The organism is Novosphingobium sp. 32-60-15 (assembly GCF_002280675.1).
Taxonomy (GTDB): Bacteria; Pseudomonadota; Alphaproteobacteria; order Sphingomonadales; family Sphingomonadaceae; genus Novosphingobium.
Window position 1 is genome coordinate 14,043 of sequence record NZ_NCEN01000023.1, and the last position, 12,599, is coordinate 26,641.

General features: G+C 63.5%; 10 protein-coding genes. 4 read left to right on the forward strand and 6 right to left on the reverse strand.

Features of this window, described 5'->3' with window-relative positions:
* Positions 1-2: 2 nt before the first annotated feature.
* The 3 genes from B7Y89_RS14810 to tsaD are packed head-to-tail and all read right to left on the reverse strand — an operon-like array spanning position 3 to position 3,524.
* Positions 3-1,487, reverse strand: a complete 1,485-nt coding sequence (locus B7Y89_RS14810; protein WP_292939272.1) for a lipopolysaccharide biosynthesis protein — start codon at positions 1,485-1,487, stop codon at positions 3-5.
* The gene (locus B7Y89_RS14815; protein WP_292939273.1) at positions 1,480-2,475 is read right to left on the reverse strand and encodes an NAD(P)H-dependent glycerol-3-phosphate dehydrogenase; all 996 of its coding nucleotides are present in this window, start codon (positions 2,473-2,475) and stop codon (positions 1,480-1,482) included. The genes B7Y89_RS14810 and B7Y89_RS14815 overlap by 8 nt, the downstream gene beginning before the upstream one ends.
* A complete protein-coding gene (gene tsaD, locus B7Y89_RS14820; protein ID WP_292939274.1) occupies positions 2,472-3,524 on the reverse strand; it encodes a tRNA (adenosine(37)-N6)-threonylcarbamoyltransferase complex transferase subunit TsaD in 1,053 nt (350 codons plus the stop codon). Before tsaD ends, B7Y89_RS14815 begins: the two co-directional genes overlap by 4 nt.
* 45 nt (positions 3,525-3,569) lie before the next feature.
* Between tsaD and hemC the strand changes: the two genes are divergently transcribed.
* From hemC to B7Y89_RS14835, 3 genes are all read left to right on the forward strand, one after another.
* Positions 3,570-4,520 carry a hydroxymethylbilane synthase gene (gene hemC / locus B7Y89_RS14825; RefSeq protein ID WP_292939275.1) on the forward strand — a complete coding sequence of 317 codons (951 nt, stop codon included), beginning with the start codon at positions 3,570-3,572 and terminating at the stop codon, positions 4,518-4,520.
* A gap of 17 nt (positions 4,521-4,537) precedes the next feature.
* Positions 4,538-5,191 carry a uroporphyrinogen-III synthase gene (locus B7Y89_RS14830; RefSeq protein ID WP_366416306.1) on the forward strand — a complete coding sequence of 218 codons (654 nt, stop codon included), beginning with the start codon at positions 4,538-4,540 and terminating at the stop codon, positions 5,189-5,191.
* A gap of 83 nt (positions 5,192-5,274) precedes the next feature.
* Positions 5,275-6,120: a hypothetical protein gene (locus B7Y89_RS14835; protein ID WP_292939276.1), complete on the forward strand. Its 846-nt coding sequence runs from the start codon at positions 5,275-5,277 to the stop codon at positions 6,118-6,120.
* 339 nt (positions 6,121-6,459) lie between these two features.
* Here B7Y89_RS14835 and B7Y89_RS14840 read toward each other — a convergent pair whose 3' ends face one another.
* Both B7Y89_RS14840 and B7Y89_RS14845 read right to left on the reverse strand, forming a co-directional pair.
* Complete coding sequence (locus B7Y89_RS14840) at positions 6,460-7,680, reverse strand: UbiH/UbiF/VisC/COQ6 family ubiquinone biosynthesis hydroxylase (protein WP_292939277.1); 1,221 nt, start codon at positions 7,678-7,680, stop codon at positions 6,460-6,462.
* Positions 7,677-9,347 carry an alkaline phosphatase family protein gene (locus B7Y89_RS14845; protein ID WP_292939324.1) on the reverse strand — a complete coding sequence of 557 codons (1,671 nt, stop codon included), beginning with the start codon at positions 9,345-9,347 and terminating at the stop codon, positions 7,677-7,679. Before B7Y89_RS14845 ends, B7Y89_RS14840 begins: the two co-directional genes overlap by 4 nt.
* Before the next feature lie 140 nt (positions 9,348-9,487).
* Here B7Y89_RS14845 and B7Y89_RS14850 point away from each other — a divergent pair, with 140 nt between their 5' ends.
* Entirely contained in the window at positions 9,488-11,521 is a 2,034-nt protein-coding gene (locus B7Y89_RS14850; protein WP_292939278.1) for a protein-disulfide reductase DsbD domain-containing protein, read from the forward strand.
* A gap of 290 nt (positions 11,522-11,811) precedes the next feature.
* Here B7Y89_RS14850 and B7Y89_RS14855 read toward each other — a convergent pair whose 3' ends face one another.
* On the reverse strand, positions 11,812-12,588 hold the full coding sequence (locus tag B7Y89_RS14855; RefSeq protein WP_366416288.1) for an SDR family NAD(P)-dependent oxidoreductase: 777 nt from the start codon (positions 12,586-12,588) through the stop codon (positions 11,812-11,814).
* Positions 12,589-12,599: the final 11 nt, after the last annotated feature.

Genomic DNA, 12,599 nt, shown 5'->3' on the forward strand with positions numbered 1-12,599 from the left:
TATTACACAGCCTGCTGTTTACGGAACAGCACGCGGTCTTCCGGCCCGAATGATCGGACCCACAACATATAGCAATAAATTCCCAGAATGGCAGGAATGCCCAGCGCCATTTCGGCCCATTCCGGCAGCCATGTCACGCCAACGCCCAGCGCGGCTGCGGGGATGACAGCCCACGCCAAACCCCAGCGCCAGTTGCTGATGCTCTGCCCCAGAATGCGCGCCAGCATGCGTGATTTCACCATCGAGGCCAGCCCCAGCGACAGCGCCAGCGCCAATGCCGCCGCCGCCGCCACATACATCGGCCCCAGCCCTGCATTGCGCGCCAGAATGATCAAACCGATGGTCAGCACGGCCTGAAAAGCAATCGTCGCTAGGCTGACCCACAAGTTGCGGATGCGCGCGAGGTAGACCAGCGCCGCCTCACTGACGACCGCCTTCGAAGCCACGACTTCGGCCACCAGCAGGAACACCAGCGCCGCCGTGCCCGCCACAAACTCCGGCCCGCCAAGCCCCATCAATCCTTCACCGGGAATACCCAGCGCCATTGCGATGCCAACTTGCGCTGCGGTGATCCAGAAGCCAACCTGGCACACCTGCTTGGCAATCGCGGCGTAATCCTTGTCCTTCACACTGCGCGTGATCACCGGCCCCAGCACCGGCTCGAAACTGGTTTTCAGCTTCTGAGGCAGTGACGCAAACTGTTGTGCGAAATAGTAAATCCCCAGCGGAGCCTCACCCACGAAGAAGCGCAGGATAAATACGTCGAGCTTGCGCGTACCCCATTCCACCGCATCGGCCCCTGCGAGCGGAATGTTGCGTTTGGCAATCTGCCACAGCAATCCCGGACGCGGCTGCCACGCCTTGGGCAAACCATAGGACCGCACCAAGGCAAACAGCGCCACGCCGGTCGCCGCCCATACCGAAAGCAGAAAGGCAAGGCTCAAGCCTGAAGCGGGCCACACCAGAAAGAACACGCCCGCCGCGATGGAAATCGTCCACGGTTCCACCACCGAACGCGCGCGCACCGTCGTTGCCACATCAAAGCGATAGGCCAGCGCCGCCAGCGCCAGATCGCCCAACGCAAGGCCGGGAATCGAAAGCACCAGCAACCGGTCTGCCATCGTGAAGTTGCCGGTTGGGTACATCGATTCCGGGAAAGCATAGATCAATGCGCCCATGCCCAATGAAAGCCCCATCGCCAGCAGGATCGCATCGCCCACCGTATTGGCCGGATGCTGGTCGCCTTCGGCCAGACGCTGCGCCAACCCCCGCTTTTGCCCCAGCGTTGCCAGCATTCCCGCAAATTCGACCATCACCAGCGCCGATGCAAAACGCCCCATTGCAGGCGCGCCATAGAGGCGGCTGGCAATGATCAGGAACGGAATGCGCGCCAGCAAGCGGAGCAAAAAGCCCAGAAAATTCGTCCGCCCGCCCTTGGCAAGCGCGGCGATATCCTGCTGACCGGAAGGAGGCGCAGTATCAGACAAGCGGATTTTCCGCCTTCAACGGACGCGACAGCAACCCAGCAACCACTTCGCGCGCAGGCGCAGTGCCTTTCAGCAGGCTCACCACAGCATCCACAATCGGCATCGAAATCCCGCGCTCATTGGCCAGTTCCGCCAATACCGGTGCAGTAAATGCGCCTTCGGCCACGGTCGTTTGCTGGCCCAACACGTCAGCCGCAATAGCCCCTTCGCCCAGCGCTTTGCCCAGCGAGAAATTGCGGCTGGAAGTGGATGAACATGTCAGCACCAGATCGCCCAATCCCGAAAGCCCCGAAAGCGTTTCCGGCTTGGCCCCCAAAGCAAAGCCGAACCGCTGCATTTCGGCAAAGCCACGGCTGATCAGCGCCGCCCGCGCATTTTGGCCGAGGTGCAGCCCGTCCACAACGCCGCAGGCAATCGCCAGCACGTTTTTCACTGCGCCGCCAATTTCCGCACCCGTCACGTCATCGGAATAATAGGGCCGGAATGCTGGCCGTGCGATGGCGGGCGACAGCCGCTGCCACTGCGCTTCCCCGCCCGCACAGGCCAGCGTCACTGCCGTCGGCAATCCCGCCGCCACTTCATGCGCGAACGTAGGGCCAGACAGTACCGCAAGGCTGGCGTCCGGCGCAGCATCGCGCGCCACATCGGCCATCAACCGGCCCGTCCCCGCCTCGATCCCTTTGGAACACAGCACCACGTCACCGCCGCGATGGCCAATCCCGCCCAGCACACGCGCCAGATGTTGCGCAGGCGTCACCAGCAACAGCACCGGCACATCGGCCATTTCGGCCAAATCGCCCGTTGCCCGGATCGAAGCATGCAGCGTGGCTGATGGCAGGAACAGACTGTTACGCCGGTCCGCATTAATCTCGCTCACCAACTCCGGCTCGCGCGCCCACAACAGCACCTCGCGCCCGTCGCTCGCCAGCATTTGCGCCAGCGCCGTGCCCCAGGCTCCCGCACCGACGACGCCCACTTCCACGCTCATGCCTTCACCCCTGCCCCGCGCACCGGCGCGGCATTGTCATCCAGCGGCCAGCGCGGACGCGCCGCCACGTCCAGCGCATCGACATATCCCAAAGCAAACCGCTCTGCGCCCGCCCAGCCGATCATCGCAGCATTGTCTGTGCACAGCTTCGGCGGCGGCGCAACCAGCGCCAGCCCGTGCGCTCCTGCCAAAGCCTCAAGGCTCCCGCGCAGCGCCGCATTGGCCGCCACGCCGCCTGCCACCACCAACGCGGTCATCCCCGCAGAAGCCGCCCCCAGCGCGATTCGCGTGCGATCGATCACACAATCAATCGCCGCCTGTTGAAACGAGGCTGCAATATCCGCATCGGCATAAAGCCCCGCGTCCTTGGCCCGCATCACCGCGCTTTTCAGCCCCGCGAACGAAAAGTGTACCTCCCCGCTGCCCACCAGCGGACGCGGCAGGCGCAACGCCTTGGCATCGCCCTCGCGCGCCATCCGCTCCACCGCAGGCCCGCCGGGATAGCCAAGGCCGAGGATCTTGGCGGTCTTGTCAAATGCCTCGCCCAGCGCATCGTCAATCGTCGTGGCAAGGCGTCGATACTGGCCCACGCCCGCCACTTCCAGAATCTGGCAATGCCCGCCAGAAACCAGCAGCAGCAAATAGGGATATTGCAAATCGGGATCAGCCAGCCTTGGCGATAAGGCGTGCCCTTCCAGATGATTGACCGCAATCAAGGGCTTGCCTGCTGCCATCGCCAGCGCTTTGCCGGTCACCAGCCCCACCATCACCCCGCCAATCAGCCCCGGCCCTGCCGTCGCCGCAATCGCGTCCATGTCCGCCAGCCCCAGCCCCGCATCGGCCAGCACCGCCGCGATCATCGGCGCCAAAACTTCGACATGCGCCCGCGCCGCAATTTCAGGCACAACCCCACCATAGGGCCGGTGCACATCGTCTTGCGAAGCAATGCGCTGCGCCACGATCCGCTTCTCAAGCGTCGTGCCATTGCTGTCGATCACCGCGGCGGCGGTTTCATCGCAACTGGATTCTATGCCAAGGATCAGGGCCATCAGGCGCTTTCCTCTAAAGATAATCCCGTTTACAGCAAGCGGTGCATGAACAGTTCTTCAACCCCCGGCCTGCCCGCGCAGCCGCTTAAGCTCGGCACACGCCGCTCTCCCCTTGCCATGGCACAAGCTTATGAGACGCGCGCACGCCTTTGCGCCGCGCATGGCTGGCCCGAATCGATGGTGGAACTGGTCCCCGTCACCGCCAGCGGCGACAAGATCCTCGATCGCCCTTTGGCCGATATCGGCGGCAAGGCGCTGTGGACCAAGGAACTCGACGCATGGCTGTTTACCGGCGAAATCGATTTTGCCGTCCATTCGATGAAAGACGTTGAAACCGTCCGCCCTGAAGAATTCGTGATCGCCGCCGTTCTTCCGCGTGCCGACGTGCGCGACGTTCTGGTGGGTGCGGCCTCCATCCAAGCCATCCCACCCGGCGCGCGCGTCGGCACCAGCGCGCCGCGCCGTGCCGCGCTCATGCTCCACGCCAGACCTGACCTTACCGTTGTCGGCTTTCGCGGCAATGTCGCCACACGCCTCGCCAAGCTGGAAGCAGGGGAAGCCGATGTCACCCTGCTCGCCGCTGCTGGTCTGCAACGCCTTGGCGAAACCGGCGTTGGCCAGCCGCTTTCGGAAAGCGAATGGATGCCCGCCCCTGCGCAAGGCGCCATAGGCATAGAATGCCTTGAAGGCCGCACCGACGTGCGCGCATGGCTTGCCGCCATTGACGACAAGCCCAGCCACGATGCCATCCGCGCCGAGCGCGCGCTTCTGCTGGCCCTTGGCGGCAATTGCCATAGCCCCATCGCGGTGCTCACCACGCATAACGATGCATCTCTCACCATGCGCGCCGCCATCTTCAGCCCCGATGGTGTGGAACGGGTCGAAGCCAGCGAAACCTTTGGTCCCGCCGATTTCGAAGCCCCCGCCCGCCTTGCGCATCATCTGCTGGAGCAAGCGCCCGACACGATTCGCGTGCACTTCCACGGAGCGGGCTGATCCCCCTGCCGCTCATCATTTTACGGCCCGAACCCGGCAACGCTGCCACGCGGGAAGCTGCAAACCGGCTCGGCCTTGCTGCGCACAGCTTCCCGTTGTTCGAAATCGCGGCAGTCCCATGGCAAGCACCCCAAGGCCCGTTCGACGCGATCCTTGCAGGCAGCGCCAATATCTTCCGCCACGGCGGCCCACAGTTGTCGGCCTTCAAATCTGTCCCCGTCATGGCCGTTGGTGCCACAACGGCTGAGGCCGCGCGCGCGGCAGGCTTTGCCGTAAGCCATATCGGCGAGGGCGGATTACAGCCCACAGTCGAAACCCTGCCCCCCGGCCATTATTTGCGATTGGCAGGCGAAGATCGCGTAACCCTCACCCCGCCAGCAGGCGTGCGAATCGCCACAGAAGTGGTCTACGCCGCACTTTCCCGCCCGATTTCATCACAACTGGCGGCGCTGCTTGAACAAACCTGCGTCGTCCTGTTGCACTCGGGCGAAGCGGCCCGCCATTTCGCGGATGAGTGCGAACGCCTTGGAATTGCTCGCAATCGTGTCTATCTTGCGTGCCTTGCCCCGCGCATCGCCAGCCTTGCTGGCCATGGCTGGGCAGACATTAGGGTTGCAACGCAAAGAACCGATGCGGACTTGCTGGCACTGGCCGTACGAATGTGCCAGTAAGTGTGACTTCGGGGCGACAGGACAAGTAAAAACGGATGCAGGACATCGGCCAAAATCCGCACGGGGAAACCCGGCGCAGCGGAATGCGTACGCGAACCATCGCAGCGCTGATCGCAGGCTGCGTGCTCGCAGGCGCTGCAGGCATGGCCTGGCTCGGCTGGCGCAACGGCTTTGTCGATGTGGATATGTCGGAAGGCGTGCCCCAACTCGTCACCGGACCCACCACCGCCGCACCTCCGGCCCCATCCGTTCCTGCTGCCCAAACCGCCGCGCAAGTGCAACTGGCAGACGCCTCCACCAAAGTCGCCATGCTGGAACAACGGCTGGCAGAACTGAACCAGCAAGCCATCGCCGCATCGGGCAACGCCACCCGCGCTGAATCGCTGCTGCTCGCCTTTGCCGCGCGCCGCGCGCTGGAACGCGGTCAACCGCTCGGCTGGATCGAAACCCCCTTGCGCGCCCGCTTTGGCACCAGCCAAGGGGCTGCGGTTGATCGCCTGATCGCTGCCAGCACCGCGCCGGTCACCCTTGCCCAACTTGGCGAACAATTCGAACTGCTGGCCCCGCAACTGGCGGGCGCCTCACCCGACGAAGGCACGTGGACCTGGCTCTCGCGCCAGGTCTCCGGCCTTTTCGTCATTCGTCACGACGATGCCCCTTCTCCCGCCCCCGAAAGCCGCATCGTACGCACCCGCGCCTTCCTCGCCGGTGGCAAAGTCGAAGCCGCCATCGCCGAAGTGGAACGCCTCCCCGGCCAAACCACCGCCACCGACTGGCTAGCCCACGCCCGCGACTACATGGCCGCCCAACGCGCGCTGGACCAGATCGAGGCCGCAGCGCTTATGGGCGCACAGCCGGTTGCCGCGCCAAGTGCCGTGCCGACGGGTGAGGTTACCCCGATGCCGGAAGCATCTGACGGGGCGTTTTGAGGGTCGGGTTGTCCGCTATTCTGCGTTGGCGATTAAAAGCTGCCATCCCCATTATCATCGCCCCGGACCTGATCCGGGGTTAGGCTTGTTTCCGCGGCGGACGGCAAGAAAAACGGTTCGCGCACAGAGCGCAAAGGCCGCAGAGACATTTCGTTGGGAGGCACAGGGGATCGCTGATCGGTGGCAGGCTTCAGACTCCTCCCCATCTCTGCGCTCTTGGCGGTCTCTGCGCGAAAAAGAAAAGAAGCGCGCGCCCCGGATGAAATGCCGTGGCGAAGGTGTGGTGAAAAGGCCCCTCTCCCAACCCTCTCCCCTAAAGGGGCGAGGGCCAAGACCCCCTCAAGCCGCCCTCAGCAACTTCGGCAAATCGCCGCTCATCCCGCGCGCCTCATCCATGAACCAGCGCTTCAGCGGCCCCATGCGCTGCACGCCAGCCATGCCGAAGCGGCGAATGGCCGATGGTACGCGTCCCGGCAGGCCAAACAGACGCGTCAGCACATCGGTTGCCGTCGCCACCATGAACGTATCTGCCGCGCGCCAGCGTTCATAACGCGCCAGCAACTGCGCATCGCCCACGTCCAGCCCCAGCCGCGCGCCGTCTGCCAGCACTTCGACCAGCGCCGCCACATCGCGAAGACCCAGGTTCAGGCCCTGCCCCGCAATCGGGTGCATGCCATGCGCCGCATCACCCACCAACGCCAGCCGTTCATCCACGACCCGCACGGTATGGTGGAAATTCAGCGGATATGATGTGCGCGGGCTCGCCAGTTCGATCTTGCCGAAAATGCTGTGCATCCGCGTGGCCACTTCGCCAAGGAACATCGCATCGGGCATGGCCAGCACGGCGGCGGCATCCTTTTCCGCCACCGTCCACACCAGCGCAGACCGGTGCACTCCATCCGCGCCATCCAGCAATGGCAGCAAAGCGAACGGCCCTGCCGGATAGAACACTTCCCACGCCACATTACCGTGCGGCTTTTCGTGCGTCAGTCCGGCTATGATCGCGCGGTGGCCATAATCCCAGCGCGCGGGCGTGAACCCTGCTTCATCGCGCGTGGGTGATTTGCGGCCCTCGGCCCCCACCAGCAACCGCCCCTTCAACACGCGACCATCGGCCAGCGTCACGCTCACGCCATGCTCACCGCGTTCGCGCGTAATCACATGCGCATTGGGGTGAAAGGTAATCGCCTCTTCACGCGCGGCCGCATCATACATCGCAACGCGCAAATCGCGATTGGCATACATCCGCCCAAGCGACCCGTCACTTTCACCCGGCTGGAAATCGATCCGCCCCGGCTTCATCCCGTCGGTCACCGCAATCGACGCAATCGGGCAGCCCAGCGGAGCCAGTGCCTCGGCCATGCCAAGATGCTGGTACAGGTTCCAGCTTGCGGTTGAAATTGCCGAAGCGCGGCCATCAAAGCCTTCGGCGGTCTGCACCGCAGGGTCCGAATTATCCACCACATGCGACGTGATCCCGGCTTTTGCCAGACCAATCGCCAAAGTCATGCCGACGAGGCCACCGCCAAGGATTACGACATCGGCATGCGCTTCATTCATTTTGCGGCTCCACACGTATTGCCCGTGCCACCATCCAGATCAAGGCATCGTCCGTCAAACGAACCTTCGGGCACTTTCAACCCCACCAATGCGGCAAGGGTGGGCGCAATGTCCACTGTTTCAACCGCGCTGGGCTGTTCAAACCCGGTCATCCCCTTGCGCCAGAACAGCATCGGCACACGGCGGTCATAATCCCACGGGCTGCCATGCGTCGCCACATAGCCCGCACGCGGGGCCGGAATCGGCACCACGCCGCGCTTCAAAAACACCACAAAATCGCCCGAATGCAGCGGGTTATACGAAGCGCGCGCGCGCTGCGCCAATGTCCACGCTTCGGGCGAACGCGTTGGCATGGGCGTGGCAGCAATCTCGGCAGCGGTCAGCACCACTTCAACTTGGGGCTGGGCTTCAAGGATCGTCTTGGCATCATCCACGATCTTGCCTTTAAGGCCGGGGGCCACATCGGTGCGCACCCAATAATCGCCCGATGGACCATCCGACAGGATCAGGCCCTTGGCTTCAACCCCGTAACGCTTGCCCAAAGTGGCCGATAGCGCTTCGGACGAAACCTCGGTTGAAACCCGCGCCGATGCTTCCAGCGCCTGCTCCTGCAAACGCTCGGGCAAATCAAACCCGCCGTGATCGGCGGTCAGCACCACCGCATAATCGATCCCGCGTTTATCAAGGCTCGCAAAGAAATCGCCCAGCGCAATATCCAACTGCGTCAACTGGATGCACATTTCCGTGCCTTCAGTGCCGGTGGCGTGGCCAACATAGTCCGTGGCCGAAAGGCTAATCGAAAGCACGTCGGGCACAGCATCTTTGCCCAGCTTCTCCTCGTCCACCAGCTTTACCGCCAGATCAAGCGTGGCGCGGTCCAGCCGTGGCGAAACGCGGAAAGCATCGGCGTTCCCGGCCTTCAGCGCGAACCGGTCCGTGCCCACCGTCGACGCACCGGCCTGCACCGCACGATCATTGCGCCCGCACCATGCCGGTAACGCAAATGCCGGCGCACCCTTGGCCAAAACTGTGGAAGTCTCGGCATTTTGCGCCACAGCCGATGTGCCCAACGCCCGGCCTTCAAGCGTGGCAAAGGCCTTGCCCTTCCACCAATAGACCTGATCAAGATCACGCCCGCCCATCATCAAAGCGCCGCGATCCTTGCCCGAAACCGCAATATTGCGCGCCGCCGGATTGATCTGCTTCAGCAAATCGCCCAGCGTCGGCACCAGCATATGGTTGACCGATGCCACATATTCAGACGACCCCGCCTTGCGCTTTGAAACGTCCTCGGCACAATATACCAGCTTCGGCCCGACCATGACCGATTGGTCGATCCATGAATTGGCGATGATTCCGGTGTGCGCCGGACGGTTGCCGGTCAGGATGGTGGAATGGCCGGGGCAGGTTTCTGTCGCCGCATGGCTTTGATAGCCCGCCGGAAATACCGCCCCGCTCGTCAATCGCGCAAAGCCGCCGGTAAACCGCTGACGGTATTGCGCAAAGATATCAGACGAAAGCTGGTCGATGGCGATGGCAACCACAAGCCTGGGTGCATTGGCAGGCACCTTTTGTGACACAGCAGGAACAACGTCCTGCGCCATCACAGGCACGATTGGCAGGGCCATAGCGGCAAGCAACACGGCGGCTTTGCGGGCAAAGGTCATCACGCAGAACATACTCCATTGGGCACGCAGACTGGACTTGGGCCAAGGCCAATCGTAGGACGCCCCAAGAGCGTTACGCATGGCCCCGGGGGCGTTCTGGTTCAAGGGGATTTCGTGGCCCAAAGGCTGTTTGAAACACTATGACCATCACGCTGACACTGCGCACTATAGCGATGTTTGTGACGGCCTTGTGGCTTTCGCTCGGCTTGGCAATTGCACCCGCCCGCGCCGCGCCCAATCACATGCGCGCCTCGCTTCTGGCAGAAGGCCCGGTTGCTCCGGGTGAAACCGTCACGCTGGCGCTGCTGATGCAACCCGAAGCGGGTTGGCACGGCTATTGGTCCAACCCCGGCGATGCGGGCTATGGCCTCACCCTCGATTGGACCCTGCCCGCAGGCACCACCGCCGGGCCCATGCAGTTCCCCGTGCCGCAAACCCTGCTGATTCAGGGGCTGATGAACCACATTTACGAACACGATTATGCGGTGCTCGTCCCCCTCAAAATCCCCGCCACGGCCCGCCCCGGCACGCTGCTGCCGATAAAGGTCAAGGCGCAATGGCTGGTCTGCACCGATACTATCTGTGTGCCTGAACGCGCCGATTTGTCTGGCACGATAACCATCGGCACTGGCGCAAAGGACGGGCGTTTCGAAGGCTGGCGCGCGGCCCTGCCCGCTCCGCTGGACCGCGCTGGCACTTTCGCGCTCGGCCCCAAATCCGTGCGTGTGGCCTTGCCCTTCCCGGCCAGCGCACCGCTCGATGCCCCGCACCTGTTCCTTTCGACCGAACGTCTGGCCGATTACGCCGCCCCGCAGCGCTTCTTCCGCAATGGTGATGTGCTGGTGGTCGAAGTGCCCTTGGGCCAAGGCTCTGCCACCCCGGCCAAAGTCGAAGGCGTCCTGTCCATGGGCAAGGACGCAGGCGGCATAGCTTTCGCTGCCGACCCTGGCACCGTGCCCACCGGCGGCGATGAAGTGGGCGGCACTGCCTTTTCTGCCTATGCCCTTGGCCTTGCGCTGATCGGCGCGTTCCTCGGCGGGTTGGTCCTCAACGTCATGCCCTGCGTGTTCCCGATCCTCAGCCTTAAAGCTTTGGCCCTTGCGCGCGGCAATTCGCACAACGCCAAGGCTGAAGGCCTTGCCTATACCGGCGGCGTGATCCTCGCCTGCCTTGCGCTGGGCGGCATCATGCTAGCCCTGCGCGCTGGCGGAGAGCAAGTGGGCTGGGCATTCCAGTTGCAGGAACCCGGCGTTGTCGCAGTGCTCCTGCTGCTCGCCGTCGCCATCACCGCCAACTTTGCAGGCCTGTTCGAACTTCCCGGCCTTTCGATTGAACGCGGCGCGGGATCATCGGGCGCATTTGCCACCGGCCTGCTTGCCGCCTTCGTCGCCACGCCCTGCACTGGCCCGTTCATGGCCGCCGCCATGGGCGCGGCGCTGGTCCTGCCGTGGTGGGCTGCGCTTGGCGTCTTTGCCGCGCTCGGCCTCGGCCTTGCTTTGCCGTTCCTGCTTTTGGGATATATCCCGAAACTGCGCGGCCTGCTGCCCAAACCCGGCGCATGGATGGACCGCTTCCGCCGGATCATGGCCGTGCCCATGGCGCTCACCGCGCTGGCGCTCGGCTGGCTGGCATGGCGTTTGGGCGGTGAAACTTTCGCCGCCGCCGCCATCGCGCTGTCCGCCGCCTTCATCGTCGTGCTGGCCTTTGCCGGAAAGGGCCAACGCCAAGGCCGCGCGGTCGCCCGCTGGGTCGCGCCAGCAACCCTCGCGCTTGCCGCCGTGGCCTTCGCCGCAGCGCCCCGCCTCGCCACTGCTGGCGCGGGCGAAACCGGCGGCCTCCTCGCCGCCAAGCCGTTCACCGAGGCCGCGCTGGCACAGGCCCGCCAAAGCGGAAAGCCCGTCTTCGCCTATTTCACCGCCGACTGGTGCCTCTCGTGCAAAGTCAACGAAGGCACCTCGATCGAACGCGAATCCACCCGTGAAGCCTTTGAAAAAGCAGGCGTCGTGGTGCTGGTGGGCGATTGGACGCGCCGCGACCCCGCCATAACCAAATTCCTCACCACCCAGGGCGCAGCAGGCGTCCCGCTCTACTTGTGGTATCCCGCGGGCGGAAATGCGCGCCAATTGCCGCAAGTTTTAACGCCCGACATGTTGGCGGGATTGCCCAAGCAGTAAGTGTTTCGCGCAGAAGCGCAGAGGAAAAAGAGACCGCTGGAAGTTTTCTGCGCCAATCCGCGTAACCCTTTTTCGACTATAACTCACTATCGTCTTTGCGAGCGCAGCGCAGCAATCCAGAGCGTCTTGCGCACAGCCCTGGATTGCTTCTCCCCGCTGCGCGGGGCTCGCAATGACGAAGTTGGGGGAGCGACGTCAAAGGTTGCGTACAAAAGGGACTATCACTTAACCCCCGTGCCCTCTTTTTCCTCTGCGCCTCTGCGCGAAACCCCTTAAACTCCTTAAAACCCCTACAATGATTGCCCGTCATCCAGCGATATGAACGTCCCCGTCACCTGCCGCGAAGCATCCGATCCGAAGAACAGCACCATATCATCCAGCGCCGAAATATCGGTAAGGCGCTTGCGCGGCCATGAAGCAATCTGCGCCTTGCCGCCCTCGGTTTCGAACCATCCGTCATCAATTTCCGTCAGGATATAGCCGGGCTGGATCACGTTCACGTTGATCCCCAACCGCGCCCATTCACGCGCAAACTGGCGGCCCAGATGCTGCACGGCCAGCTTGGTCGCGGCATAGGCAGCATCACCAATGCCGGTCATCTGCGCAGTAATGGATCCGGTCAGGATGATCCGCCCCCGCTCGCTCTGCTTTGATCCCGCCGCAATCATCCGCCGCGCGCCTTCACGCGCCGTTAGATAGACCCCGTTGAAATTGGTATCGACTACGCGGCGCACCGTAACTGCCTCTACGTCAATAGCCCGTCCGGCCCCCACGACCCCTGCATTGGCCAGAACCACATCGGGCACACCAATCGCCGCTTCTGCTGCATCAAACGCCGCGATGATCGATGCCTCATCCGTCACGTCCAGCACCACAGCCAGCGCCTTGCCGCCGGCGCCGTTGATCTCGTCCACCAGCGCGTTCACGCGCTCCACCCGCCGCGCGCCGACCACAACTGCTGCCCCTGCCGCCGCATAGAGCCGCGCAAAATGCGCCCCAAGGCCGGAAGATGCGCCGGTAATCAAAGCAATGCGGCCCTCAAGCGAATAACGTGGGCGTTCCATCATGCTCTCCTTTT

Coding starts and splice junctions, on each gene's coding strand:
- B7Y89_RS14815 (WP_292939273.1), bottom strand. CDS start 2,475: ATGAGCGTGGAAGTGGGCGTCGTCGGTGCGGGAGCCTGGGGCACGGCG.
- tsaD (WP_292939274.1), bottom strand. CDS start 3,524: ATGGCCCTGATCCTTGGCATAGAATCCAGTTGCGATGAAACCGCCGCC.
- hemC (WP_292939275.1), top strand. CDS start 3,570: ATGAACAGTTCTTCAACCCCCGGCCTGCCCGCGCAGCCGCTTAAGCTC.
- B7Y89_RS14835 (WP_292939276.1), top strand. CDS start 5,275: ATGCGTACGCGAACCATCGCAGCGCTGATCGCAGGCTGCGTGCTCGCA.
- B7Y89_RS14840 (WP_292939277.1), bottom strand. CDS start 7,680: ATGAATGAAGCGCATGCCGATGTCGTAATCCTTGGCGGTGGCCTCGTC.
- B7Y89_RS14845 (WP_292939324.1), bottom strand. CDS start 9,347: ATGACCTTTGCCCGCAAAGCCGCCGTGTTGCTTGCCGCTATGGCCCTG.
- B7Y89_RS14850 (WP_292939278.1), top strand. CDS start 9,488: ATGACCATCACGCTGACACTGCGCACTATAGCGATGTTTGTGACGGCC.
- B7Y89_RS14855 (WP_366416288.1), bottom strand. CDS start 12,588: ATGATGGAACGCCCACGTTATTCGCTTGAGGGCCGCATTGCTTTGATT.